At 73.0% G+C, this 22,801-nt stretch carries 26 protein-coding genes and 2 pseudogenes; 13 read left to right on the plus strand and 15 right to left on the minus strand.

Annotated features, from left to right (window positions below; genetic code table 11):
• The first annotated feature begins 9 nt into the window (after positions 1 to 9).
• Positions 10 to 552, plus strand: a complete 543-nt coding sequence (locus BJF80_RS09115) for a CGNR zinc finger domain-containing protein (protein WP_075813046.1) — start codon at positions 10 to 12, stop codon at positions 550 to 552.
• A 15-nt stretch (positions 553 to 567) separates the two neighbouring features.
• Here BJF80_RS09115 and BJF80_RS09120 read toward each other — a convergent pair whose 3' ends face one another.
• The 3 genes from BJF80_RS09120 to BJF80_RS20765 are packed head-to-tail and all read right to left on the minus strand — an operon-like array spanning position 568 to position 1,717.
• The gene (locus tag BJF80_RS09120) at positions 568 to 900 is read right to left on the minus strand and encodes a type II toxin-antitoxin system PemK/MazF family toxin (protein ID WP_022925730.1); all 333 of its coding nucleotides are present in this window, start codon (positions 898 to 900) and stop codon (positions 568 to 570) included.
• Complete coding sequence (locus BJF80_RS09125; protein ID WP_022925731.1) at positions 884 to 1,114, minus strand: hypothetical protein; 231 nt, start codon at positions 1,112 to 1,114, stop codon at positions 884 to 886. The genes BJF80_RS09120 and BJF80_RS09125 overlap by 17 nt, the downstream gene beginning before the upstream one ends.
• Before the next feature lie 33 nt (positions 1,115 to 1,147).
• Complete coding sequence (locus BJF80_RS20765) at positions 1,148 to 1,717, minus strand: GNAT family N-acetyltransferase (RefSeq protein ID WP_083673571.1); 570 nt, start codon at positions 1,715 to 1,717, stop codon at positions 1,148 to 1,150.
• A 76-nt stretch (positions 1,718 to 1,793) separates the two neighbouring features.
• Here BJF80_RS20765 and leuE point away from each other — a divergent pair, with 76 nt between their 5' ends.
• Positions 1,794 to 2,444 (plus strand): leucine efflux protein LeuE, encoded by a 651-nt coding sequence (leuE, locus tag BJF80_RS09135; RefSeq protein ID WP_075813048.1) that lies wholly within the window; start codon positions 1,794 to 1,796, stop codon positions 2,442 to 2,444.
• Between the two features lie 21 nt (positions 2,445 to 2,465).
• On the opposite strand, the gene BJF80_RS09140 is transcribed toward leuE, so the two are convergent.
• A complete protein-coding gene (locus BJF80_RS09140) occupies positions 2,466 to 3,734 on the minus strand; it encodes a cation:proton antiporter domain-containing protein (RefSeq protein ID WP_143554053.1) in 1,269 nt (422 codons plus the stop codon).
• A 5-nt stretch (positions 3,735 to 3,739) separates the two neighbouring features.
• A complete protein-coding gene (locus tag BJF80_RS09145) occupies positions 3,740 to 4,234 on the minus strand; it encodes an Lrp/AsnC family transcriptional regulator (RefSeq protein WP_075813050.1) in 495 nt (164 codons plus the stop codon).
• Positions 4,235 to 4,336: 102 nt separating this feature from the next.
• Between BJF80_RS09145 and pdhA the strand changes: the two genes are divergently transcribed.
• From pdhA to BJF80_RS09160, 3 genes are read left to right on the plus strand one after another with little or no spacing between them, the layout of a single operon-like run.
• Complete coding sequence (gene pdhA / locus BJF80_RS09150) at positions 4,337 to 5,476, plus strand: pyruvate dehydrogenase (acetyl-transferring) E1 component subunit alpha (RefSeq protein ID WP_143553741.1); 1,140 nt, start codon at positions 4,337 to 4,339, stop codon at positions 5,474 to 5,476.
• Positions 5,473 to 6,498: an alpha-ketoacid dehydrogenase subunit beta gene (locus BJF80_RS09155; RefSeq protein WP_075813054.1), complete on the plus strand. Its 1,026-nt coding sequence runs from the start codon at positions 5,473 to 5,475 to the stop codon at positions 6,496 to 6,498. Before pdhA ends, BJF80_RS09155 begins: the two co-directional genes overlap by 4 nt.
• Positions 6,499 to 6,547: 49 nt before the next feature.
• The gene (locus BJF80_RS09160) at positions 6,548 to 7,948 is read left to right on the plus strand and encodes a dihydrolipoamide acetyltransferase family protein (protein ID WP_321166389.1); all 1,401 of its coding nucleotides are present in this window, start codon (positions 6,548 to 6,550) and stop codon (positions 7,946 to 7,948) included.
• A 12-nt stretch (positions 7,949 to 7,960) separates the two neighbouring features.
• Here BJF80_RS09160 and BJF80_RS09165 read toward each other — a convergent pair whose 3' ends face one another.
• Positions 7,961 to 9,823, minus strand: a complete 1,863-nt coding sequence (locus tag BJF80_RS09165) for a cell wall-binding repeat-containing protein (RefSeq protein ID WP_143554054.1) — start codon at positions 9,821 to 9,823, stop codon at positions 7,961 to 7,963.
• A gap of 41 nt (positions 9,824 to 9,864) precedes the next feature.
• Here BJF80_RS09165 and BJF80_RS18405 point away from each other — a divergent pair, with 41 nt between their 5' ends.
• The 3 genes from BJF80_RS18405 (at position 9,865) to BJF80_RS20770 (ending at position 10,995) form a co-directional block, all read left to right on the plus strand.
• Positions 9,865 to 10,434 (plus strand): hypothetical protein, encoded by a 570-nt coding sequence (locus BJF80_RS18405; RefSeq protein WP_075813058.1) that lies wholly within the window; start codon positions 9,865 to 9,867, stop codon positions 10,432 to 10,434.
• Complete coding sequence (locus tag BJF80_RS18410; RefSeq protein WP_075813060.1) at positions 10,365 to 10,799, plus strand: aminoglycoside phosphotransferase family protein; 435 nt, start codon at positions 10,365 to 10,367, stop codon at positions 10,797 to 10,799. Before BJF80_RS18405 ends, BJF80_RS18410 begins: the two co-directional genes overlap by 70 nt.
• Positions 10,800 to 10,860: 61 nt before the next feature.
• Positions 10,861 to 10,995: a hypothetical protein gene (locus tag BJF80_RS20770; protein ID WP_269087402.1), complete on the plus strand. Its 135-nt coding sequence runs from the start codon at positions 10,861 to 10,863 to the stop codon at positions 10,993 to 10,995.
• 11 nt (positions 10,996 to 11,006) lie between these two features.
• Here BJF80_RS20770 and BJF80_RS09180 read toward each other — a convergent pair.
• The 3 genes and pseudogenes from BJF80_RS09180 to BJF80_RS09190 all read right to left on the minus strand — a co-directional run.
• Positions 11,007 to 11,800: pseudogene (locus BJF80_RS09180) on the minus strand (electron transfer flavoprotein subunit alpha/FixB family protein); the annotation flags it as partial.
• A complete protein-coding gene (locus tag BJF80_RS09185; RefSeq protein WP_075813062.1) occupies positions 11,797 to 12,567 on the minus strand; it encodes an electron transfer flavoprotein subunit beta/FixA family protein in 771 nt (256 codons plus the stop codon). The pseudogene BJF80_RS09180 and the gene BJF80_RS09185, both read right to left, overlap by 4 nt.
• A complete protein-coding gene (locus BJF80_RS09190) occupies positions 12,567 to 15,170 on the minus strand; it encodes a GcvT family protein (RefSeq protein WP_237767516.1) in 2,604 nt (867 codons plus the stop codon). The genes BJF80_RS09185 and BJF80_RS09190 overlap by 1 nt, the downstream gene beginning before the upstream one ends.
• A gap of 264 nt (positions 15,171 to 15,434) precedes the next feature.
• Here BJF80_RS09190 and BJF80_RS09195 point away from each other — a divergent pair, with 264 nt between their 5' ends.
• Entirely contained in the window at positions 15,435 to 15,692 is a 258-nt protein-coding gene (locus tag BJF80_RS09195; RefSeq protein WP_075813064.1) for a FitA-like ribbon-helix-helix domain-containing protein, read from the plus strand.
• Positions 15,693 to 15,730: 38 nt separating this feature from the next.
• On the opposite strand, the gene BJF80_RS09200 is transcribed toward BJF80_RS09195, so the two are convergent.
• The 4 genes from BJF80_RS09200 to BJF80_RS09215 all read right to left on the minus strand — a co-directional run bounded on the left by BJF80_RS09200 (position 15,731) and on the right by BJF80_RS09215 (position 17,562).
• Complete coding sequence (locus BJF80_RS09200) at positions 15,731 to 16,102, minus strand: nuclear transport factor 2 family protein (RefSeq protein ID WP_075813066.1); 372 nt, start codon at positions 16,100 to 16,102, stop codon at positions 15,731 to 15,733.
• A 48-nt stretch (positions 16,103 to 16,150) separates the two neighbouring features.
• On the minus strand, positions 16,151 to 16,366 hold the full coding sequence (locus BJF80_RS19060) for a hypothetical protein (RefSeq protein ID WP_075813068.1): 216 nt from the start codon (positions 16,364 to 16,366) through the stop codon (positions 16,151 to 16,153).
• Positions 16,363 to 16,632, minus strand: coding sequence for a hypothetical protein (locus tag BJF80_RS19065; RefSeq protein ID WP_075813070.1), 270 nt, complete (start codon positions 16,630 to 16,632; stop codon positions 16,363 to 16,365). Before BJF80_RS19065 ends, BJF80_RS19060 begins: the two co-directional genes overlap by 4 nt.
• Before the next feature lie 75 nt (positions 16,633 to 16,707).
• Positions 16,708 to 17,562 carry a helix-turn-helix domain-containing protein gene (locus tag BJF80_RS09215; RefSeq protein ID WP_075813072.1) on the minus strand — a complete coding sequence of 285 codons (855 nt, stop codon included), beginning with the start codon at positions 17,560 to 17,562 and terminating at the stop codon, positions 16,708 to 16,710.
• Between the two features lie 51 nt (positions 17,563 to 17,613).
• Between BJF80_RS09215 and BJF80_RS09220 the strand changes: the two genes are divergently transcribed.
• From BJF80_RS09220 to BJF80_RS20050, 3 genes are all read left to right on the plus strand, one after another.
• Entirely contained in the window at positions 17,614 to 18,180 is a 567-nt protein-coding gene (locus BJF80_RS09220) for a TIGR03086 family metal-binding protein (protein ID WP_075813074.1), read from the plus strand.
• Positions 18,181 to 18,340: 160 nt separating this feature from the next.
• Positions 18,341 to 19,555, plus strand: a complete 1,215-nt coding sequence (locus BJF80_RS09225; protein WP_237767517.1) for an aminomethyltransferase family protein — start codon at positions 18,341 to 18,343, stop codon at positions 19,553 to 19,555.
• The gene (locus BJF80_RS20050) at positions 19,540 to 19,713 is read left to right on the plus strand and encodes a hypothetical protein (protein WP_237767518.1); all 174 of its coding nucleotides are present in this window, start codon (positions 19,540 to 19,542) and stop codon (positions 19,711 to 19,713) included. Before BJF80_RS09225 ends, BJF80_RS20050 begins: the two co-directional genes overlap by 16 nt.
• A 127-nt stretch (positions 19,714 to 19,840) precedes the next feature.
• On the opposite strand, the gene BJF80_RS09230 is transcribed toward BJF80_RS20050, so the two are convergent.
• Together BJF80_RS09230 and BJF80_RS09235 are read right to left on the minus strand one after the other, a co-directional pair.
• Positions 19,841 to 20,635 (minus strand): IclR family transcriptional regulator, encoded by a 795-nt coding sequence (locus tag BJF80_RS09230; RefSeq protein ID WP_075813076.1) that lies wholly within the window; start codon positions 20,633 to 20,635, stop codon positions 19,841 to 19,843.
• Positions 20,636 to 20,770: 135 nt separating this feature from the next.
• Positions 20,771 to 21,637 (minus strand): methylenetetrahydrofolate reductase, encoded by an 867-nt coding sequence (locus tag BJF80_RS09235; RefSeq protein ID WP_237767519.1) that lies wholly within the window; start codon positions 21,635 to 21,637, stop codon positions 20,771 to 20,773.
• On the opposite strand from BJF80_RS09235, the pseudogene BJF80_RS21785 reads away from it, so the two are divergent.
• Positions 21,636 to 22,709, plus strand: a pseudogene (locus tag BJF80_RS21785) (exodeoxyribonuclease V subunit gamma); the annotation flags it as partial. The gene BJF80_RS09235 and the pseudogene BJF80_RS21785 sit on opposite strands and share 2 nt — an antisense overlap.
• Positions 22,710 to 22,801 lie beyond the last annotated feature (92 nt).

The raw sequence follows: 22,801 nt of genomic DNA on the forward strand, positions 1-22,801 counted from the left end.
GGATGAGGTATGCCGACACGACCTGCCCCGAGCGCCCCGGGCCAGCTCGAGCTGGTGCGCAGCTTCGTCAACACGCTCGACGTCGAGGCCGACGTCGACCAGCTGGCCGACGCGGAGTCATGGGCCACCTGGGCGGTGAGTCAAGGCATACCCGAGCCGGCGTCGCGGTCCGAGCTGGCGCGGCTGCGGGACCTGCGCGAGGCGATGCGGACCGGCCTGCTGGCCAACCACGACCGCGCGCCAGTGCCGCCCTGCGTCCGGCAGAGCCTCGACGACGCCCTCCTCTGGTCGCGGGCCCGTCCGATTCTGGGCACGGTCGGCATCACGCTGGAGGTGGGCGCCACCGGAGCGCGCGGCCTCGCCGGGCGGCTCCTGGCGATCGTTGGCGACGCCCTGGCCGACGGGACGTGGTCACGCCTCAAGGCCTGCCGTGACGACAGCTGCCGGTGGGCGTTCTACGACCGGTCCCGCTCCCGCACCGGCCAGTGGTGCTCGATGGACGTCTGCGGCAACCGCAACAAGCAGGCCCGCTGGCGGGACCGTCAGGGCTGACAGGGTCGCGACATTTCAGTGCCGGCGCAGGTCGAGCGCCAGGACCATGTCGAGCGCGTCCTCCACCGTCGCCATCTCAGCAGCAGTGAGGTGCCCGACCCGGGCGCCCAGCCGACCGGTGTCGACGGCCCGCAGCTGCTCGACGAGCACGCGCGTCGGTCGGTCGCCGATCGAGATCGAGGGTCGGAAGGTGCGCTCGGGCGCCGACACCGACGTCGGCGCGAGGATCACCGTGGAGAGCGGAAGGTCCTCGGACTGCACGACGACTCCGAGCCTGCGCCCCCGCTGCTCATGTCCTCGCGCTCGACGATCGTGCGGCACCTCGTAGACGTCACCGCGCGCCAGCATCGTCCCAGTCCTCCATCACGCGGCGCACCGCTGCCCGGTCGTCGGGGTCCGCCATCGCGCGTAGCGCCTCGACGCGCATCCGCTCGCGCCGCCGCAGCCGCGCGGCCATCACCAAGGCGTCGCGGACAGCCTCCGACACGCTCAGGCCGTTCGCCGTCAGCTCCTGCAACGCTGTTTCCGCCGCCCCACTGATCCGTACGTTCACGAGACTCATGGTGGCAGGCTACCGGGATGTAAGACATGTGTGTTACAGCAGGCTGTGGATACCCGCGACGTCGGGCTGCACCTCGACCTCGAGAGGTGCGTGCCTGGATGCCGGGTCACTCCTGAGCCGGCCGTAGGTCAGGACGTCCACCCGCTCGCCGTCGATGAGGAATTTCCCCCGCTCGCGCCCCTCCGGCAGGAAGCCAGCCGCCCGGGCCACCCCGCCGGAGGCCGGGTTGTCGACCCGGTGGCCCAATTCGAGCCGCTCCAGACCGACGGCCAGGAGGCGGTCGCACACCGTGGCGACGGCCCGCCCCATGACGTGCCGGCCACGGTGCCCGGCGTGCATCCAGTAGAAGACCCACCCGGTGCGGTTGACCTGGTCCACGATGACGCCGACCACGCCCACGAGCCGGGCGGCGCAGGTCACGGCATACCCTCGCCTCCCCTCCGCCTGCAGCCAGGTGACGTAACCCCGCGCCGACCCGAGATCGCTGACCTCGCCCTGGCGCGCCATGTCCGGGGCGCTGCGGAAGGCCTCGAGCACGGCCGCGGCGTCGCCGTCGCGCACGGCGCGCAGCCGGTATGCCTCTGCTCCAGGATCGTCGGTCACGTCGCCACGGTAGGGCCCGCGAGGCAGCGGCGCACGGGTTTTTCCCCGACGTGCTCGGTGGCCCTACGCTGGTGCGGTGCTCCTGGGGATCCCTGACTACGGGACGTTCTTCGTCGCCGCGCTGCTCATCATCCTGCTGCCCGGGCCGAACTCGATGTTCGTGCTGTCCGAGGCGGCCCGTCGCGGCATCGGTCGAGGCTGGTCGGCCGCGGCCGGTGTCTTTGTGGGCGACTCGGTGCTCATGGGGCTCACCTTCCTCGGCGCCGCCTCGCTGCTGCAGGGCAACCCCGTGGTCTTCAGCGTCGTGAAGTACCTCGGCGCGGCCTACCTCGCCTGGATCGGCTGGCGCCTGGTGCGGGCCGGCATCGCCGCCTTCGGCCAGCAGCAGCCCGCGACGGCGGAGGAGACGGTGGCCCCGCCCCGGCGCGGCGGCTCCTTCCTCACGGCGCTGGTGCTGAGCCTGCTCAACCCCAAGGCCATCCTGTTCTTCGTCGCCTTCTTCGTGCAGTTCCTCCGCCCGGACTCGGCCCGGCCACTGCTCGACTTCCTCGTGCTCGCGACGACGATGCAGGTGCTGAGCATGATCTACCTCGGCCTGCTCATCGTGGGCGGCACCGCGCTCGCCCGCGGCTTCCGCCGGCACCGCCGCACCTCGGGCGGCCTGACCGGGCTCGTCGGCGCGGTCTTCGTCGGCTTCGGCGTCAAGCTCGCCGCCGCCTCGCTCTGAGCGCCACGCTGAGAGCACGTCTCAGCGGGAGCGGTGCTCCGCCCGCTGCAGGCGCAGCGGCAGCAGGCTGATGCTCCGGTGCTCGGGGCGGTCCTCGGGCGCCTGGCTCACCCGGTCCCCGTAGCGCCGGCTGATCCAGGCCGCGCTGAGCCCGTGGAGGTAGACGCTGAGCAGGATGGTCCACCCGGCGATCACGAAGATCTCCTCCGACCGGGGCAGGCCCGCCGTCGTCACCACGAGGACGGCGTAGACGATCGACGCCAGCCCCCGCGGCCCGGCCCAACCGACGTAGAGCACGGTCGGCGCGCTCACCCCGCTGCCCAGCAGCGCCACCGTCGTCGCCAGCATCCGCACGACCAGCAGGCTGGCCAGCGCGTAGATCAGGTGGCCCGGGTCGAGGTCGGCGACGAGGTCACTGGCGATCGCGCCACCGAAGAGCAGGAAGGTGAGCAACGTCAACAGCTGGCCCTCGGACTGCGCGAAGGTGGTGGTGTGCTCCAGCACGGGGCGGGACGTCGCCCCGAGGACCGCGCCGGCCACGAAGGCGGAGACGAAGCCGTTGCCGCCCATCAGCTCGGCCGCTGCGTAGGAGCAGCCGGCCACCGCCACCACCCCGAGCCGCAGTGACGGTGCGGTCGTCCACGACCGCTCGTGCGCCCAGCCCAGGAGCCGCCCACCCAGCCAGCCGGTCAGCCCGCCGACGAGCACACCCAGGCCGACGATCTGCGCGAGCAGGACGACATACCCCGCCGCGGTGTCGGTCTGCGCCAGGGCGACGTCGATGAGGATCACGACGAAGGGGACCACCAAACCGTCGTTGAGCCCGCTCTCGACGTTGAGCGTCTGGCGGATGCGCTGGGGCACCGAGGGGCTCTCCACGAAGGACTGGCCGAGCGCGGCGTCGGTGGGTGCCAGCGTGGCGGCGAGGAGGGCCAGCGCGATGAGGGGCATCGAGGGCAGCAGCAGCCACCCCACCCCGGTGCCGATGAGCACCGCCGCCGGCAGCCCGATCAGCAGCAGCCGCAGCGCCAGACTGTGCTCGCGGACCACGGTCCGCAGATCGAGCCGGGAGGCGTCGGTGAAGAGCACCAGGACCAGCGTCGCCTCCGCCAGGACGCTCACCACCTCGTCCTCCACGTCGAGCCGCACGACATCCAGCACAGCCGGGCCGAGCAGGAGTCCGGCGGTGGTGAAGAGCATCGGCATCGTGACCGGGGTGCCCGCGAGCCGCCCGGCCAGCACGCTGAAGGCGAGGACCGCGAGGGCCACCACCAGGACGATCGACACCATGCCGCTCAGCGCTCCCACTCCTCGAAGATCAGCCAGGTCCGGGTGGCGCGGACCCCGGGCACCCCCTGGATCCGGCCGAGCACGACGTCGCGCAGCTCGTGGTTGTCGCGTGCCCGCACCTCGACGAGCATGTCGAACTCCGCGCCCACCAGCGCCACCCGCTCCACCCGCGGCAGCACCTCGAGGGCGTCGAGCACCTCCCGCCAGCTCCCCTGCTCGATCGAGACCGACACGTAGGCCGCGGTCGCCAGGCCGAGCTTGTCGGGGTCGACCTGCGCGGCATAACCGGTGATCACCTTGTCCCGGTGCAACCGCTCCAGCCGGGTGTATGCCGTCGCCCGGCTGATGTGGACCCGCTCGGCGAGCGCGCGCACCGACAGCCGTCCGTCCCGGCGCAGCTCGGCGACGATCGCGCGGTCCGTGTCGTCGAGCGCCGGCGCCACCTGTCCGGTAAGCGATGCCGCGGCCGGTGACTGATCGGACGATCGGTCCTCAGGCATACCTCGATCCTGCCAGATGTCCGCAATCTACGGCAGGAGTGGTCCGCCTGTGCGAGCGCGCGGGACGATATCGGTCAGACGTCTAGCCGTGAGGACTCGATGATGAGCGACATCACCCACCTGCTGCCCTGCCCCGAGCCGGTGCAGCTGATCGCCGCCGACGGCACCGCCGTGGAGCCGAGCGAGCAGGCCCGCGAGCGCGGCTACGCGATGCCGGAGGCCGAGGACCTGCTCGCCGTCTGGCGCGCGATGGTCATCGGCCGCCGCTTCGACGCCCAGGCGACCGCGCTGACCAAGCAGGGCCGGCTCGCGGTCTACCCCAGCTCCCGCGGCCAGGACGCCTGCCAGGTCGCGCCCATCCTGGCGCTCGGCGAGCAGGACTGGCTCTTCCCCACCTACCGCGACTCGATGGCGCTGGTCACCCACGGCATCGACCCGGTCCAGGTGCTGACGCTGCTGCGCGGTGACTGGCACTGCGGCTACGACCCGCAGGCCACCCGCACCGCCCCCCAGTGCACCCCGCTCGCCACCCAGGCGGTCCACGCCGCCGGTGCCGCCCACGGGCTCGCCCGCCGCGGCACCGACGCGCTCGCGCTGTGCCTCATCGGCGACGGCGCGACCAGCGAGGGCGACTTCCACGAGGGCCTCAACTTCGCCGCCGTCTTCGAGGCCCCGACGGTCTTCCTCGTGCAGAACAACAAGTACGCCATCTCCGTCCCGCTCGCCAAGCAGACCAAGGCCCCGGCGCTCGCCTACAAGGGCGTCGGCTACGGCGTGCGCAGCGAGCAGGTCGACGGCAACGACCCGGCCGCGGTGCTCGCCGTCATGCGGGAGGCGTATGCCCACGCCCGGGCCGGGCACGGCCCGGTCCTCGTCGAGGCGCACACCTACCGCATGGAGGCGCACACCAACGCCGACGACGCGACCCGCTACCGCACCAAGGACGAGGTCGACGGGTGGACCGGGCAGGACCCGATCGTCCGGCTCCAGGCATACCTCGTCGAGCAGGGGCACCTCGACGACGCCCGGATCGAGGAGGTGCGCGCCGAGGCCGAGGAGCTCGCGGCCGACCTGCGGACCCGCATGAACGCCGAGCCGACCGTGGAGCCGCTCGAGCTCTTCGACCACGTGTATGCCGAGCCCACGCCGCAGCTGCGCGAGCAGCGCGAGATGGTCCGCACCGAGCTCGCGGGCACCGCCACGGCGGCGCACGGGAGCACCCAGACGGAGGACGCGAGATGAGCCCGACCACCTACGCCAAGGCGCTCAACGCCGCGCTGCGCGACGCGCTGACCGAGGACCCGGACGTGCTCGTCATGGGCGAGGACGTCGGCGCGCTCGGCGGCGTCTTCCGCATCACCGACGGCCTCACCCGGGACTTCGGCGAGGACCGCTGCGTCGACACCCCGCTGGCCGAGGCCGGGATCGCCGGCTTCGCCGTCGGGCTCGCCATGCAGGGCTTCCGGCCGGTGGTCGAGATGCAGTTCGACGCCTTCGGCTACCCCGCCTTCGAGCAGGTCACCTCGCACATCGCCAAGATGCGCAACCGGACCCGCGGCGCGCTGCCGATGCCGCTGGTCATCCGGATCCCGTATGCCGGGGGCATCGGCGGCGTCGAGCACCACTGCGACTCCTCCGAGGGCTACTACGTCCACACCCCGGGGCTGCACGTCGTCACCCCCGCGACGCCGGCCGACGCCTACTCGCTGCTGCGCGAGTCCATCGCCTCCGACGACCCGGTCGTCTTCATGGAGCCGAAGAGCCAGTACTACACCAAGGCCGACCTCGAGCTGCCCACGAGCACCGAGCCGATCGGGCAGGCCGCGGTGCGCCGTGAGGGGTCCGACGTCACACTCGTGACCTACGGCCCGCAGCTCGCGACCGCGCTCAAGGCGGCCGAGGTCGCCGCCGCCGAGGAGGACTGGGACGTCGAGGTCATCGACCTGCGCACACTCGTGCCCTTCGACGACGCGACCGTGGAGGCCTCGGTGCGCCGGACCGGGCGGGCCGTCGTGCTCGCCGAGGCGCAGGGCTTCGCCGGGATGGGTGCCGAGATCGCCGCCCGGGTGCAGGAGCGCTGCTTCCACAGCCTCGCCGCGCCGGTGCTGCGGGTCAGCGGGCTGGACATCCCCTACCCGCCGCCCAAGCTGGAGCACACCCACCTGCCCGGGGTCGACCGCATCCTCGACACCATCGCCCGGCTGCAGTGGGACGACGAGCCCGACCACACGCATACCCCGCACGAGCACGAGGTGTCGGCATGACGCAGGTCTTCCGGCTGCCGACCTGGGCGAGGGGCTCACCGAGGCCGAGATCGTCGAGTGGCACGTCAGCGCTGGTGACGAGGTCGTCGTCGACCAGGAGGTCGTGACGGTCGAGACCGCCAAGGCCGCGGTGTCGGTGCCCTGCCCGTATGCCGGCACCGTCGCCCAGGTGCACGCCGAGGCCGGGCAGGTGCTGCCCGTCGGCGAGCCGCTCATCACGATCGGCGCCGAGGTGGCCGCCGGTGACGGCGCTGGTGCCGACATCAACACTGCTGCGGGCGCCCGCTCGCGGGCCGACGGCGAGGCCGGCCCGCAGGGAGCCGGCGGTGAGCAGTACCGCGAGGAGGAGCGGGCCGGGGCCGAGCTGCCCGAGGACGAGCCGGAGCGGCCGCTCATCGGCTACGGCGCGGGCGAGGGCCCGGCCCGCCGCGCCCGCACCGGCGGCCGACGCCGCCGCGCCGCGGCGACCCGACCGGACACCCCGTCCGTCCGCGACACCACCTCCCGACCGAACACTCCTGCTGCCCGCCCGGACCACCCGGCCGCCGTCCGCGTCATCTCCCCGCTGGTGCGCCGGCTGGCCGCGGATCGGGGCGTCGACATCGCCGAGGTGCCGCCCGGCCCGACCGGCGTGATCCGCAAAGCCGACCTCACGGCATACCTCGAGCGGACCGACGGGGTGTCCGGTCGCCAGGACGACCTGACCGACGGGGTGTCGGGTCGCGGTGGACAGCAGACAGCAGGGGTGCCCGGTCGCGAGGAGCGGCGCATCCCGATCCAGGGGGTGCAGCGGCTCATGGTCGAGCGGCTCTCGACCTCGCGCCGCGAGATCCCGGATGCCACGACCTGGGTGGACGTCGACTCCACCCGGCTCATGAAGGCCAAGGACGCGCTGAAGGCGGCCCGCCCCGACGCGGGCATCGGCGTGCTCCCCCTGCTCGCCCGGATCACCGTGGCCGGGCTGCGGGCCTACCCCGCCCTCAACTCCTCGGTCGACACCGAGGCCGGCGAGATCGTCCACCACGGCGCGGTCAACCTGGGCTTCGCGGCGCAGAGCCCACGCGGCCTGGTGGTGCCCGTCGTCCACGGCGCCGACGCCCTGACGACGGCCGAGCTGGCCGCCGCGCTGCGTCAGCTGACGGTCCGCGCCCGGGACGGCAAGCTGTCCCCCGCGCAGCTGACGGGAGGCACGTTCACGCTCAACAACTACGGCGTCTTCGGGGTGGACGGCTCGACGCCGATCATCAACCACCCCGAGGCCGCGATGCTCGGCGTGGGGCGCATCGTCGACAAGCCGTGGGCGCACCACGGCAAGGTGAAGCTCCGCAAGGTCACCCAGCTGTCCTTCACCTTCGACCACCGGGTGTGCGACGGCGGCACGGCGGGCGGGTTCCTGCGGTTCGTGGCTGACTGCGTGGAGCAGCCGGCGGCCCTCCTCGCCGACCTCTGAGGCACCTGACCCTCAGGAGGTCAGCCGCAGGAGGGTCCGCCGGACGTCCTCGCCGACCGCGCCGGCCCCGCCGGTGAGCACGAGCCGCTCGGGCGCGATCCGCTCCAGCGCCTCCCGGGTCGCGGTCGGCACCCTGCCCGGGGCCGTCAGCAGGACGGCGCCGCCCTGGGCGGCAGCGACCGGCCCGGCCGCCAGCGCGTCGGCGAAGGTCAGACCGGACCCGACGTGCAGCACCTCGGCACCCCGGCCCGCGAGCAGGGCTGCGGTGGCGTACCGGTCATCCCCACCGATCCGCTGCACGCTGCTGCCGAGCTCCTCCAGGTCCTCCTCGACCGTGCCGGCCACCGCGCCCTCCCCGCCGACGACGACGATGCGCGCGGGGTCGAGGTCACGCAGCGCGGCCGCGGTCGCCTCGGGGATCTCGTCGTGACGCACGAGCAGCACGGGCGCCTCCTGCTGGCCGGCCCGTGCGGCTGCGGCGAGCGCGTCCGGGAAGTCCTCCCCCGTGGCGATGAAGACGCTGCCCCGCCGCTGCACGGGCTCCACCTGGGCCACGGCGGCGGCGGTCTCGTAGCGGCCGGGCCCGGACACCCGCTCCGTCGGGGCCAGCTCGGCGGCCTCATCCAGGACGGTCCGGGGCACGGCGCCCTCGCCGCCGACCACGAGGATCTCGCTCGGCTCGAGCCGCAGCAGCGCCGCGCGGGTGGCCGCCGGCAGCCGGGCACCACCGGTGAGGAGCACGGCCTCACCCCGGGCGCCCGCCTTGGCCGCGGCGGCCAGGGCGTCCGGGAAGTCGCGCCCGCTGGTGAGGAAGACCCGGCCGCCCGGCTCGGCGGACCGCGCCAGCAGGGCCGCGGTGGAGAACCGGTCGGTGCCGCCCACCCGGTCCACCGAGGGGCGGTATGCCGCCACCCCGGTCTCATGCAGGCGCTGGTGCAGGGGGTCGGTGAGGGTGGCGGTGTAGCTCGGGACGAGGTGGGACCCGCCGCCGTAGAGCTGGGCGCGGCCGACCACGGCCGCGCACCTCGGGGCGAGGTAAGAGCGCGGGCATACCCAGTCGCGCAGGTCGACGAACAGGGCCCCCGGCACCCGCTCGGCCGCCTCCCGCATCGAGGGGTTGCCGCTGCGCGACTCCAGCAGGGAGACCGCGCACGAGCTCAGGCTCTCGCCCCCCTCGATCGCCTGCGCGACGCAGGCGGCGGGGTTGCCGCCGGTGGGACCGGGCGAGTCCCAGAGCCCCACGACCTCCTCGACCCCCAGCCCGCGCAGCCAGGTCCAGGTGCGCACGTAGCCGTCGGCGACGTCCTGGCGCATCCCCCCGGTGATGACGAGATCGGGCGGGTCGTCCTCCAGGTGCTCCCGCAGCTCGGCCTTGTAGGCGTCGCACTCGGGGTAGGAGGGCTCCGGCTCGTCGGTGAAGGAGCAGGCGAGCTTGGTATACATCCGCAACCGCCAGCCCTCGCGCAGCGCGATCTCCTCCAGCGCCGGGAAAAACTGCCCGACCTTGGAGGATCCGAGGACGGCCACCTCGACGTCGCCGTCGGGGTCGCCGTAGACGCACCCGGGCCGGATCGTCGTGCCGCTGCGCCCGACGTGGCAGCCGTCGGCGTAGTAGGCGGGGTACATCCGCGTGACGGCGCTGATGGGCGGGGTCGTCGGGAAGACCGGCGCGTCGCGCGTGAGGTCGTCGAACTCCGCCCGGGGCTCGCTCCACCCGTCCCCCCGCAGCGCGCGGGCACCGAGATCGTCCTCGTCGCCGGTCAGCGCGAGCGAGGGCGCCGCGGCGAGCATCAGCGCGCTCGTCAGGAGCAGCGCGAGGACCGCGCGCAGCCGTGCGCGCGGGCTCGGTCCAGCGGGAGGAGCGGGGGTGGGCACACGCGGGAGTCTAGGGTCCGGCGTCTGGCACGATCGACCTCGTGGATCAGGCGGAGGTGGTGGCGCTCGCCCGCGCCCGGCCCTGGGCGGACCAGGACTGGGCGGCACCGATCCTCGACTCCTTCCCCGACGTCCTGGCCCGCACGGTGGACCGGTGGGACCTGGCGATCGAGCGCGCGCACCTGGACGGCGTCGGCCTTCCCGTGCTGGAGGTGCGTCGCGGCGGGTCGCCCGCCGCGGTGAAGTTCGACGACGCGGGCACCGACCTGACACAGCAGGTGCGGGTGATGACCGCCGCGAACGGGCGCGGCTACTGCCGGGTGCTGGACCACGCCGAGGACATCGGGTCGGCGCTCCTGGAGCGGCTCGGTCCTTCGCTGGCGAGGACTGTCCCGGACGGCGTCGCGCAGGTGGAGGTGCTCGTCGACCTGCTGGAGTCCGCGTGGGAGCTGCCGCTCGCGGTCGCCCAGGACGAGCAGCTCGGCGAGAAGGCCAGCCAGCTGCTCGCGATCGTCGAGACCGAGGTCGCCGACGCGGGTGGGTGCGGGCGCATACCCGCGCCCTCGCCCACGCGGCCGCCCTGGCCCGCGAGCTGGTCGCCGCCCCGCTGACGGACCGGGTGGTGGTCCACGGCGACGCGCACAGCCTCAACGTGCTGCAGCGGCCGGGGTCGGGGTATGCCTTCATCGACCCGGACGGCTTCCTGTGCGAGCGGGAGTACGACGCCGGCGTGGCGCTGCGCGACCTCATGGCCGAGCTGGAGGCCCTGGCGCGCAGCGAGCCCGCGAGCGCCGTGCGCTCCTGGCACCGGGCGCAGGTCGGCCGCGTCGCCGCGCGGCTCGGGCTGGACGCGGACCGGGTCGAGGCGTGGGCCTTCGTCGAGCGCGTCTGCACCGGTGTCTGGCTGCACCGGCTCGGCTTCCTCGAGGAGGGCGAGCGCTGGCTGCGCTCGGCCGGCCTGCTCACACCGGGCTGAGGCCCGGCGTGACGGGCATCCTCAGCCCAGCTCCTCCAGCACCGCGGGCAGCACCTCGTGCATGTCCCCGACGACGGCATACCGGGCCTTGGTGACCATGGGCGCCTCGGCGTCGGTGTTGACCGCGATGATGGTCTTGGACGAGCTGCAGCCGGCCCAGTGCTGGATGGCGCCGCTGATGCCGCAGGCGAGGTAGAGGTCGGGCGAGATCCGGCTGCCCGTCTGCCCGACCTGCTCGTGGTGCGGTCGCAGCCGAGGCTGGTGACGACCCGCGAGACCCCGACCGCGCCACCGAGCCGGCTGGCGAGCTGCTCGACGTCGGCGAACTGGTCGGCCCCGCCCACGCCGCGGCCGGCTCCCACGACGACGTCGGCGCCGGTCAGCGCGGAGGTGTCGCCACCCTCACGCTCCTCGACGCGCACCACCTGGGCCGCCAGGTCGGCCTCGGTGAGCTCGGCCGCGACGCGCTCCACGCGTGCCTCACCCGGCGTCGCCGCGGGCTCCGGGGCCACCGCGTGCCCGGCGACCGAGGCCACCGCGAGACCGCCGTCGGCGCCCAGCGCCACGCGCTCCAGCACCGCACCACCGACGACCTGGCGCTCCACCTCCAGCGGCTCGGCCTGCACGACCGCGACGAGGTTGCACGGCATCGGCACGCCGCGGGCGGCGGCGACGTGGGCCAGCACCTCGTTGCCGCGCGGGGTCCCGCCGGCGAGCAGGTAGGCCGCGCCGGACGCCCCGGCCGCGGCGTCGACGACGCGGGACCAGCCGCGGGCGGCATACCGCTCCAGCCGGTCGTCGTCGCTGACGTGGACGGTGCCGACACCGTGCTCGCGGCAGTGGGCGAGCGCAGGATCGTCGGGATCCCCGACCGCCCCCACCAGGACCGCGTCGAGACGGTCTCCGCCGGGCAGCTGCCGGGCGAAGGTCAACGTCTCCCGGGACACGACCGACAGGCCCTCGCCCGCCTCGTCCGGCTCCACGACCACCAGCACGCTCATCGCACGACCCCGATCTCCCGCAGCACGGCGACCAGGCGCGGCGCGGCGGCCGCCCCCTCGCCGAGCACCTCGACATTGCTCTCCGGTGGTGGCAGCACCCGCAGGCCCAGCCGGCCCGACCCCTGCGGCGCCGACCCTGGCTGGACCACCTCGACCTGCGCCTTCTTGGCCTTCATCCGCCCGCTGATGTTGGGGTAGCGCGGCTCGACGCCGCCCTCCCAGACGGTGAGCACAGCCGGCAGCGGCACGTCGTAGACCTCGGTCGGGCCGGACACGCTGGAGCGCACCTCGAGCCGCTCACCGGCGAGCGTCACCTCCTGCGCCCCGGCCACCACAGGCCGGTCGAGCAGGTGCGCCAGCCGGATCCCTACCTGGTGGTCACCGGTGTCGGCGGCGTCGTTGCCGACGAGGACGAGGCCGAAGCCGGACCCGTCGGCCTCCCGGGCGCGGACCACGTCGGCGATGGCGGTGGCGACGTCGGCCGGGCCGTAGTCGTCGGCGACCGCGTCGATGCGCACCGCCTCGTGCGCCCCGACGGCCAGCGCGGCGCGCAGCTGCTCGACGCTGTCCTCGTCACCGAGCGTCAGCACCGTGACCGAGCCGCCGGTCTCCCCGGCGACCTGCACGCCGAGCTCGACCGCGCACTCCTCGTGCGCGCTCATCGTCCACCCGGCATACCGGCCGTCGACACCGCCGCCGTCCGCGGTGAGCACCACCTCGCCGGAGGTGTCCGGCACCCGCTTGACGCAGACCAGGACGTCGGTCATCACGCCACCCCCGCCGGCTCGGCCACCGCGTGGGTGCGGTCGGCGCCGTCGGGGTCGGCGGGAGGGTCCTCCTGCCCGAGCTCGGCATACCGGCCCTTGACCCGCAGGTTGTCGGGGTCCACCAACGGTGTCGCATCGACGCTTGCCACGGTGACCGGGTAGAGCTCCTCCATGTAGGAGACCGCCAGCTCGGTCCCGACGCTCGCCTGCGCCGGCGGCAGGAAGGCCATGAGCACGTGCTTGCCGAGGCTCGGCGCGGAGGCCGCGGAGGTGACGTAGGGGTGGTGCCCGTGGCCGTCGGTGAGCGGCTCGCCCTCGCGGGTGAGGATCGGCTCGCCGCCGAGCATGTAGCGCTTCACCCCGCTCGCGGAGGTGTGGTCCTCGACAGTCAGCGCGCAGAGCACGGCTCGCGGCTCCTCGTCGGCCTGCGCGAGGACCGCCTGCTTGCCGATGAAGTCGGCGTCCTTGATCTTCGGCCGCTGCATGCCGGTCTCGGCGAGGGTCCGCTCCGAGTCGAGCTCGGCGCCGTAGGCGCGGTAGCCCTTCTCGATGCGCCCGGTCGCGGTGTAGACCCCGATGCCGACCGGCACGACGCCGTGCTCGCGGCCGGCCTCGATCAAGCGGTCCCACAGGGCCGCACCGGTCTCGATCGGGGCATACAGCTCCCAGCCGAACTCGCCGACGTAGGAGATCCGCGAGGCGAGGACCGACAGCTCGCCGACCTCGATGAGCCGGCAGGTGCCGAACCTGAACCTCTCGGGCGAGAGGTCGTCGTCGGTGACCGCCCCGAGGACGTCGCCGGCGCGTGGGCCCCAGACCCCGATCGTCGTGTATGCCGAGGTCAGGTCGACCAGCGAGGCACCCTCGGGGAGCTGGTCGGCGAACCACTTGGCGTCGACCATGCCGTGCGCGCCACCGGTGACGACGCGGAAGCGGTCGTGCGCGAGCCGCATGACGGTGAGGTCGGAGCGGAAGCCGCCCTGCTCGTCGAGCACCGGGGTGTAGATCACCCGCCCGATCGCGACGTCGGCCTGCGCGACGATGATCCGCTGCACCGCGTCCAGCGCGGCGGGCCCGACGATGTCGAACATCGCGAAGGCGCTGAGGTCGACGATCCCGCCGCGGGCGCGCAGGGCCAGGTGCTCGGCGTTGATGATCGGGGACCACCAGCGCGAATCCCACTCGTGCTCGCGCGGCATCACCGCGTCGCCGAACTCCTCCAGCAGCGGCTCGTTCGAGGCATACCACTGCGGACGCTCCCAGCCTACGGCCTCGAAGAACTCCGCGCCGAGCGCCTTCTGGCTCTCGTGCATCGGCGACTTCCGGACCGGGCGCGAGCTGGCCCACTGCTCGCCGGGGTGGACGATGCCGTAGGTCTTGTTGAAGGCCTCGGAGGTGCGGGCGCGGACGTGCGCACGCGTGCGCTGGTGGGGGTAGAAGCGGGCGATGTCGCTGTGGCCGAGGTCGATCTCGGGTATGCCGTGGGTCATCCACTCGGCGACCGCGCGGCCGACGCCCGGTCCCTCCTTGATCCACACCGCGGCGCAGCTCCACAGGCCCTTGACCTCGGGCGTCTCGCCGAGGACGGGAGCGCCGTCGGGGGTGAGCGAGAGGAGACCGTTGATGGCATACCGGATCTCGGCGCGCTCGTCGCCGAGCAGCTCGGGCATGAGCTCCAGCGCCTGCTCCAGCTGGGGGTCGAAGTCGTCCTCGGTGAAGGGCATCTCGGTCGGGGACAGCTTGGCCTGGGCGATCGAGGGGATCTCGTCCGGCTCGTGCAGGATCGCGCGGTGGGCGTAGGACCCGACCTCCATGTCCGAGCCGTGCTGCCGCTCGTAGCAGAAGGTGTCCATGTCGCGGATGATCGGGAAGCTGATCTCGCCGGGCTTGTCGGCGAGCTGCTCGCAGGGGCCGACGGAGATCATCTGGTGCACCGCAGGGGTGAGCGGGATGTGCGCACCCGCCATCCGGGCCAGCCGGGGGCTCCAGACCCCGCAGGCGATGACGACCACGGGCGCCTCGATGTCGCCCTTGTCGGTCTGGACGGCGCTGATCCGGCCCTCGGTGACGGTCATCCCCGTGACCTCCACGTTGGGGACCGTGGTGAGCACGCCCTTGTCCTGCGCCCTCTCCCGCATGATCGTGCCCGCGCGCAGCGAGTCGACGACGCCGACGCTCGGGGTGTAGAAGCCGCCGACCACGACGGAGGGGTCGAGGAAGGGCACCATCTCGGCGATCTCCTCGGGTGTGACGAGACGCGACTCGATCCCCCACGCCCGCGCCGAGCTCATCCGCCGGCGCAGCTCCTCCATCCGCTCCTCGGTGCGGGCGACCTCGATGCCGCCGGAGGTGGTGAGCACCCCCATGTCCTCGTACTGCCGCATCGAGTCGAGGGTCAGGTCGGTGATCTCCCGGCTGTGGTCCACCGGGAAGATGAAGTTGGACGCGTGGCCGGTCGAGCCGCCCGGGTTGGGCAGCGGTCCCTTGTCGATCTGGACGATGTCGGTCCATCCCAGCTCGGCGAGGTGGTGGACCAGGGAGTTGCCGACGATGCCGGCACCGATGACCAGCACGTCGCAGCGGTCGGGGAGGGAGGAGGTCATGGTCGCCCTTCTTGGTGCGTAATATGCAACGCTGTGCGTATCGTGCAATCAGTGTCATCGGTCGCGCGATGAGTGTCAAGGCTCCGCGCGGACCGACGTGCACAAGTCTCAACCGTGTGCAGGTATGCCGAGGCGCAGGCCAGCGGCGCACGTCGCCCGGCACGGGGCACCTGGCGATCGGCGCGGTCTTCACCCGGGTGGTGCCGCCCAGGGGCGCGTGCGGCCCAGCGGCAACACTGACATCATCTCTCTGAGGAGGTGACCGTGGCTGAGCTCATCGTGCGCAACATCGAGGACGAGGTCGTGGCAGCGCTGCAGAAGCGCGCCGCTGCCCGAGGACGCTCGGCCGAGGCCGAGCACCGCGTGATCCTGCGTGAGGCCGTCCTGGGTGGGGCCGGCTTCAGGGCGACGCTCGCCTCGATACCGGACGTCGGCCAGGACGAGGACTTCCAGAGGGTCGCCGACTCAGGACGCGACGTCGCCCTGACTGGCGCGCGACTGGTCGACCCGTTCGGCGCCTGACCGCGCGCCTGCCCGTACACCGTCGCCGCGGCCCGACCTCAGAGGGCTGGCCGGGTCCCCGCTGGCGGGTCGGCGTCGCAGTCCGCCCACACCTCGACCATCTCGGTGACAAGTCCGTCGCGGGTGGTGGCGAACATCGCGACCTCGAAGTGCGCCTCGACGCCGTCGATCATCCCCGCCACGTGGGCACGCGCCGCAGCCCGGTCACCGTCACCGACGATCTGGGCGAGCGTCGCCCGACCGAAGCCCGGGTAGTCGGCGTTGAGGCGCACCCAACCGTCCCGGTCGAAGCGCTCGCGGGTGTGCGCGAGCGTGCTGGTGAAGTCGGGCGCGAGGAGGCCGGGCAGGTCATCCCACGCCCGGTCGTCGATCGTCTCCACCAGCCGGCGCAGCACCGCGGAGGCATCCATGGGACGAGAATAGGCGCGGCCACGGACACGCCCGCCCCTAAGCGGGTGTCAGGGCAGGCGGGACAGCAGGGAGAGCACGGCGCCGGCCACCGTGTCCGTCTCCCGGCCGTCCTCGATGGCGAGCAGGGCGGCCGGCTTGGTCCCGGCATACACCCGCTCGCCCGCGAGACCGAGCCACCAGACCTGGCTGAACTCGTCGCCGAAGGGCGCCTCGACGGACTCCCAGCCGATGCTCTCGGCGAAGCCGGGTCCTCGGCCGCTCACGCGTCCAGCTCGCCCGTCGTGAGCTTGGCCAGGGTCCAGGTGTCACCGCCGTCGGTTGACCGCCAGATGCCTGCACCGCTCCAGGCGCCACCACCCCCGGCCCAGATGGTCCCGGTGGCCGGATCGCCGACCACGTGGTTGATCGGCCAGCCGTCGCAGAACGGTCCCCGCACGGACCACGACCCCTCCGCGTCGCTCCTGGGCTCGAGGACGAAAGCTCCCTTGGTCGTGCCCACCAGCAGCTGCCGGCCGTGTCCCGTGCTCATGTCTGATCGTCTCCCCCTCGGTGCCTGCGCGTCCAGGTCATCGACAGACTGGCACGGGCGACCGACAGTCCCCGCTCAGCGCACCGGCTGGTCCCGCCCGAACTCGCCGGGAGTGAGGCCCGTCACCGCCCGGAAGTCATGCGTGAAGTGGGCCTGGTCGGCATACCCTAGCCGGGCCGCCAGGTCCGCGAGCGACCCTGACCCCGACCGTGGCCCGGTCCCGTCCTTGAGCGCGGCGACCGCGTCGTGGAGCCGCCGCCGCTGGATCAGCCACTTGGGGCTGAGGCCGACGCGTTTCTCGACGAGCCGCTGCAGCGCCCGCTCCCCCAGCCCCGCGCGCCGTGCGAGCTCGTCGACCCGGGTCACCTCGGGGTGGTCCCGCACCCAGGCCACGAGGTCGTTGACGAGGAGACCCGCGTCGTCGACGGGCAGGTATGCCGTCAGCCACCGCTCGGTCGCCGCGACCGCCTCGGCGTGCGCTCGCGGCGAAGCGGGGTCGGCCGCCATCGCGCCGCGGATCTGCGTCACGAGCGCGTGCGCGTCAGGGCTCGGCAGCTGCCCCAGGTCGAGGTACGCGTCGGTGACCGTCGCGACCGAGCGACCCAGGATCAGCCGTCCGGCGGCCGGGGTCAGCATCGTCCCGACCGCCCACCCCTCCCCCTCGAGCGTCACCGACGACCGGCCGCGGACGACGCCGTAGAACCGGGCATACGTGTTGCTCACCACGACGAGGCAGACCGGGTGCTGCAGCGTGCTCTGCGTCGAGGGCTCGGCCAGCGACCACACCGGGATCCAGTAGCGCTCCACCAGGTCGCGCAGGTGGGGCGAGGGCGGGTAGCGGTGGATCGGTGGCGAGGGTCGGCTGACCCCCGTCAGGTGCGCCCGGTCCACCGGGTCGGTCAGACGCACGCGACCCTGGTCGGCTTGCATGTGTCGGATTATGACAAGAGAGGGCACCGGCGGTGCCGCCATCGTGGGGGCATGGACCAGACAGCACAGAGATTCATGGAGCGCACCGAGCAGTTCACGCAGATCGTCAGCGGCGCACAGGGCCGCTGGGACGCCCCGTCGCCCTGCGAGGGGTGGACCGCGCGGGACGTCGTCGCCCACGTCGTGCAGACCCAGCGCGACTTCCTCGGGCAGCAGGGCTTCGACCTCGGGGCCGCCCCCGACCTCGGGGACCCCGCGCAGGCCTGGGCGCAGCACGCGGAGCAGGCCGTGAGCATCGTGAGGCAGGACGGGGTGGCGGAGCGGGAGTACGCGGGCTACTTCGGCCCGACCACCCTGGGCGCCACGATGGCGGACTTCTACGGCTGGGACCTCGTCATCCACGGGTCGGACGTGGCCCGCGCCACGGGCCAGCCGTGGTCGGTCGACGAGGAGGAGGCGGCGGCGCTGACCGCCGCCGCCGACGGCTGGGGGGCGGCGCTCTACAGCGAGGGCATCTGCGGCCCCGCGGTCTCGGTCCCGGACGACGCCCCGCCGACGGACCGCCTCCTGGCCCGGCTCGGCCGCGACCCAGGCTGGCCGACCGGCGGACAGCCCTGAGCGGCGTCGGGATCCGCGCCGGGGCGACACGCCGAGTTGCGTATCGCGCATACCATTGCATAGGACGAAACTTCAGGTGTAGCGTCGCGAGCACGCTGGAAAACAGCCCACCGACCGGTCGACCCTGCGAAGTCGACCCCGCATGACAGGAGGGCGGCCCATGGCGGCAACCCCGAGCATCGCAACCACCCAGAGCGACACACCCGCACCCGAGCAGCCGGACGGTCCGGACGCTCTCAACCACAACTACCCGACGGTCGACCAGGGACGCACCGTCCCGGTCAACCTGCGCCAGTCCGGACCCACGCCGGTGGAGATGCTCATCTCCACCCGCATCCGCAAGTCGCCCTACTGGCACCTGTCGGTCGAGTCCGGCGCCTGGCGCGCCGAGGTCTACAACCGCACCTACCACCCGCGGGGCTACGTGAGCAGGGACGACGGCGCCGCACTGACCGAGCACCAGTCGGTCGTGCACGACGTGACGCTGTGGAACGTCGCCGTCGAGCGGCAGATCCAGGTCAAGGGGCCGGACGCCGAGGACTTCGTCAACTACGTCATCACCCGGCAGGCCAAGAAGATCAGCCCGATGCACGCCCGCTACGTCATCCTGTGCAACGAGGCCGGCGGCGTGCTCAACGACCCGGTGCTGCTGCGGATCAGCGAGGACGAGTTCTGGTTCAGCCTGTCCGACTCCGACCTCATGCTCTGGCTGCAGGGGGTCAACGTCGGCAAGGGGTATGACGTGACGATCCAGGAGATCGACGTGTGCCCGGTGCAGATCCAGGGACCGAAGTCCGAGGCGCTCATGCGCGACCTCATCGGCCCGATGGTCTCCGACATCCCCAACTACGGGCTGGCCGCGGCCGAGGTGGCGGGACTGCCGGTCATCGTGTCCCAGACCGGGTTCACCGGGGAGAAGGGCTACGAGATCTACCTCTACGACGCCACGCTGCACGCCGAGCAGATGTGGTACGCCATCCTCGCCGCGGGTGAGGCGCACAACCTGCGGGTCATCGCGCCGGCCCACCCCCGGCGGGTCCAGGCCGGCATCCTGTCCTGGGGTCAGGACCTGGACGCCGAGACCTCCCCCCTGCAGACCAACCTGGCCTACCAGGTGCCGCGGATGAAGGAGGAGGACTACATCGGCAAGGCGGCGCTGGAGGCGCAGCGCGAGCAGCTGGAGGCGGGCAACCCGCCGTTCAGCCAGATGCTCGTCGGCCTGCGGCTGGGCGGCAAGCCCATCACCGACTACGCCCCGGACTTCTGGCTGGTGAGCACGGTCGAGTCCGACGACCCGGTCGGCTACCTCACCTCGCGTGGTTCTCCCCCGAGCTCGACACCAACATCGCGCTCGGCTACGTGCCGTTCGGCCTGAGCGGGGTCGGCACCGAGCTGCGGGTGTGGCTGCCGGACCAGTATGCCGAGACCCCCGGCCAGCCGGTCGGCGCCACGGTCGTCGAGGTGCCCTTCCGGCCCTCGGTGAACCCCAACACGCGTGAGGTGCTCAAGGAGGAGGGTCAGGCCTTCCTCTGACCTGAGTGATCGGGCTGACCGGGCCCCGACCGCCGCTGCGGTCGGGGCCCGGCTGCGTGCTGCAGGCGGCGATCGTGACGAAGCGACGGCCGCGACCCAGCGCGGCCGTGACGAAAGGCGGTCGAGCTCAGCAGCCGGCGGTCGCCGCGGCCTGGTGCCAGCCGAGCCGGACCGACACCTGAGCCGCGGCCCGCAGCAGCGCGGGGAGCAGCTGCTCCACCTGTGCCTCGTCCATGCGGAAGGTCGGACCGGACAGGCTCATCGAGGCGCAGATCTGCCCGTGCGCGTCACGGACCGGGGCCGCCATCGCCGTCAGCCCCACGTCGAGCTCGTCCCGGACGACGGCATACCCCTGGTCCCGCGCCCGGTCGGCCAGCTCGTCCAGCTGTGCCTGGTCGGTGACCGTGCGCTCGGTGTAGCTGGTGAGGTCGCCCCACGCGTCGTGCCGCTCGCCGCGGGGCAGCTCGCTCAGCAGCACCCGCCCGTTGCTCGTCGCGTGCAGCGGGATGTGCTGCCCCACCCAGTTGTAGGACGTGATCGTCGAGGGTCCGATGACCTGGTCGATGTAGAGCGCGGAGTGACCCCCGAGCACGGCGATGTTGACCGTCTCGTTGGTCTCCGCGGCCAGTTCCTGACAGATCGGGCGAGCCTCCTGCACGAGGTCCAGCCGCGCCGTGGTGGCGCCAGCCAGGCGCAGGACACCGACGCCCAGGGTCGCGCGGCCCCGCTCGCCGCCGAGCTCGACCAGGTCGTGCGCGGCCAGCGTCGCCACCAGCCTGCTCGCCGTCGACTTGTGCACCCCGAGCTCCGTCGCCACCTCGCCCACACCGGCCTCACCGGTCCGCGCCAGGATCTCCAGGATGGTCAGCGCCCGGTCCACGGACTGGACCAGGGCACCGGTGGTCTCGTCGTCGTTGCGCATTCCGCAACTCTACGCGCCATACGCGACGCCGTGCCGGTGCGAGATCCCCGGCGCGTCGCAGCCTCCCTACTGCACCCTCTCACGACCGTTCCCGCGCAGCGCGTCGGTGCAGCCGGATCGCTCCTCGCCACCGGGTCACGGCCCCGAGGCGGGGTCACGCAGCTCGGCCACCTTCGACAGCTGGGTCCGGCGCCACGCCTCGGTCTGCGCGACCTGGTTGAAGGTGTAGAGGTGCAGCCCGGCGATGCCGAGCCGGTCCGCCGTCCCCAGCACCGCCATCCGGTGGGCGAACCGGGTGGTGGAGAAGCCGGGCATCACCATGCGGGTGAAGACGTTGCGCTGCTTGCGCAGGAAGCGCATCGAGTCGCCGACCCCGATGGTGCTGGCCATGCGCAGCAACCTCGCGGGGTCGACCGGCCCGGGGACCCCGACCCACACCGGCAGCTCGACCCCCCGCCGGCGCACCCGCTCCAGCCACTGACCGACCCTGTCGTCGTCGAAGGTCATGTTGGAGACCACCGCGGTGGCATACCGACGCTTGTCCCACATCGACTGCACGATGACGTCGTCGTCGATCCCGGGGTGGGACTCGGGGTAGCCGGTGATCCCGACCCCGGTGAACGGCGACCCCAGGGAGTCAAGCTCGATGAGCAGGTCGAGCGCGCTGGTGAAGGTCTGGTCGGTCGGCTCCGCATCCCCACCCGGCACGAAGATCTCGGTGATACCGGCCTCGGTCAGCCGGGCGACGAGGTCGGGCAGCGCGGCCCGCTCGACCATGCGCGCGGCGAGGTGCGGGACCACGTGGTAGGCGCCGACCAGCTGCTCGGCGAGCTGCAGCGTGGCCTCCAGCCCCTTGGCCGGGGAGGCCGTGACGGTCAGGGTGCGGCCGGGCTCCACGTGACCGTGCACCTGGTCCGCCACCGCGGCCGTGGGGAGGATCTCCAGCCGCGCCCCCCGCAGCAGCCGCTCGAGCACCACTGAGGGGTAGGTGTTGCCCATCATGCAACGCGCCTCGCCATACGCACAGCCTAGGAGTCACGTGCCCTCGCTGACAAGAGTCTGCCCGGCGGGTCACTGGGCCGATCGACGCCCAGGCCCGTCGGTGGGCGCGGATAGGGTCGGCGACGTGACGTTGGTCGTGCATCGGGACGTGAGCACCGCGGCCCTGGCCGAGGGGCTGGCCGCGCTGCTGGCCGAGCCGCTGCCCGACCCCTTCGCCGAGGAGGTCGTCGCCGTCCCCGCCAAGGGGGTCGAGCGGTGGCTGGCGCAGCGGCTGTCGCACACCCTCGGCGCCGGCACGGCGGGACACGACGGGGTGTGCGCGGGCATCCGCTTCCTCAACCCGCACTCGCTGGTGTCGATGGTGCTCGGGATCGAGCGGGACGACCCCTGGCACCCGGACCGGCTGGTGTGGCCGATGCTGGAGGCGATCGACACGAGCCTGGGCGAGCCGTGGGCCGACACCCTCGCCCGTCACCTCGGGCGGGGCGAGGGCGTGGACGCCGAGCGGGCAGCCCTGCGGCGCGGTCGGAGGTATGCCGTCGCCCGGCGGCTGGCCGGTCTCCTCGCGGGGTATGCCGCCTCCCGCCCCGCGATGATCACCGACTGGCGCGAGGGCGGCTCCGGCGACGGCCTCGGCGGCCAGGTCGAGGATGACCTCGGCTGGCAGCCGCCGCTGTGGCGCCGCGTGCTGGAGCTGGTGGACGCCGAGCCGCCGGACGTGCGGCAGCAGCGGGTGGTCGCCGCGCTGCGCTCGGGCGAGCACGCACCGAGCCTCCCGGGGCTGGAGCTGCCGGGCCGACTCTCGTTGTTCGGGCATACCCGGATCGCGCGCAGCGAGGTCGAGGTGCTCGCCGCGCTCGCCGAGCACCGCGACGTCCACCTCTGGCTGCCGCAGGCCTCCCCCGCCGCCTGGCAGGCCCTGGCACCGCAGGTGTCGGCCGGGCCGGTGCCGCGCGACGAGGACGAGACGGCGCTGCTCGTCGACCACCCGCTGCTGGCGAGCCTGGGCCGCGACGCACGAGAGCTGCAGCGCACGCTGTCGCTGGTGCCGCACACCGCTCCCGAGGTGCCCGCACCCTCCCCGCCACCTCCGTCGGGCTCACTGCTGCACCTGCTGCAGACCGACCTCGCCCGGGACCACGTGCCTTCACCCCAGGAGGTCGC

It is taken from the genome of Serinicoccus sp. CUA-874, from assembly GCF_001942225.1.
GTDB classification, from domain to species: Bacteria; Actinomycetota; Actinomycetes; order Actinomycetales; family Dermatophilaceae; genus Ornithinicoccus; species Ornithinicoccus marinus.

Bases quoted from the DNA above. Each gene is read 5' to 3' on its own strand.
- BJF80_RS09115 (WP_075813046.1), top strand. From the start codon at position 10: ATGCCGACACGACCTGCCCCGAGCGCCCCGGGCCAGCTCGAGCTGGTG.
- BJF80_RS09120 (WP_022925730.1), bottom strand. From the start codon at position 900: ATGCTGGCGCGCGGTGACGTCTACGAGGTGCCGCACGATCGTCGAGCG.
- BJF80_RS09125 (WP_022925731.1), bottom strand. From the start codon at position 1,114: ATGAGTCTCGTGAACGTACGGATCAGTGGGGCGGCGGAAACAGCGTTG.
- BJF80_RS09140 (WP_143554053.1), bottom strand. From the start codon at position 3,734: ATGGTGTCGATCGTCCTGGTGGTGGCCCTCGCGGTCCTCGCCTTCAGC.
- BJF80_RS09145 (WP_075813050.1), bottom strand. From the start codon at position 4,234: ATGCCTGAGGACCGATCGTCCGATCAGTCACCGGCCGCGGCATCGCTT.
- pdhA (WP_143553741.1), top strand. From the start codon at position 4,337: ATGAGCGACATCACCCACCTGCTGCCCTGCCCCGAGCCGGTGCAGCTG.
- BJF80_RS09155 (WP_075813054.1), top strand. From the start codon at position 5,473: ATGAGCCCGACCACCTACGCCAAGGCGCTCAACGCCGCGCTGCGCGAC.
- BJF80_RS20770 (WP_269087402.1), top strand. From the start codon at position 10,861: ATGTCCCCGACGACGGCATACCGGGCCTTGGTGACCATGGGCGCCTCG.
- BJF80_RS09185 (WP_075813062.1), bottom strand. From the start codon at position 12,567: ATGACCGACGTCCTGGTCTGCGTCAAGCGGGTGCCGGACACCTCCGGC.
- BJF80_RS09190 (WP_237767516.1), bottom strand. From the start codon at position 15,170: ATGACCTCCTCCCTCCCCGACCGCTGCGACGTGCTGGTCATCGGTGCC.
- BJF80_RS09200 (WP_075813066.1), bottom strand. From the start codon at position 16,102: ATGGATGCCTCCGCGGTGCTGCGCCGGCTGGTGGAGACGATCGACGAC.
- BJF80_RS19065 (WP_075813070.1), bottom strand. From the start codon at position 16,632: ATGAGCACGGGACACGGCCGGCAGCTGCTGGTGGGCACGACCAAGGGA.
- BJF80_RS09215 (WP_075813072.1), bottom strand. From the start codon at position 17,562: ATGCAAGCCGACCAGGGTCGCGTGCGTCTGACCGACCCGGTGGACCGG.
- BJF80_RS09220 (WP_075813074.1), top strand. From the start codon at position 17,614: ATGGACCAGACAGCACAGAGATTCATGGAGCGCACCGAGCAGTTCACG.
- BJF80_RS09225 (WP_237767517.1), top strand. From the start codon at position 18,341: ATGGCGGCAACCCCGAGCATCGCAACCACCCAGAGCGACACACCCGCA.
- BJF80_RS09230 (WP_075813076.1), bottom strand. From the start codon at position 20,635: ATGCGCAACGACGACGAGACCACCGGTGCCCTGGTCCAGTCCGTGGAC.
- BJF80_RS09235 (WP_237767519.1), bottom strand. From the start codon at position 21,637: ATGATGGGCAACACCTACCCCTCAGTGGTGCTCGAGCGGCTGCTGCGG.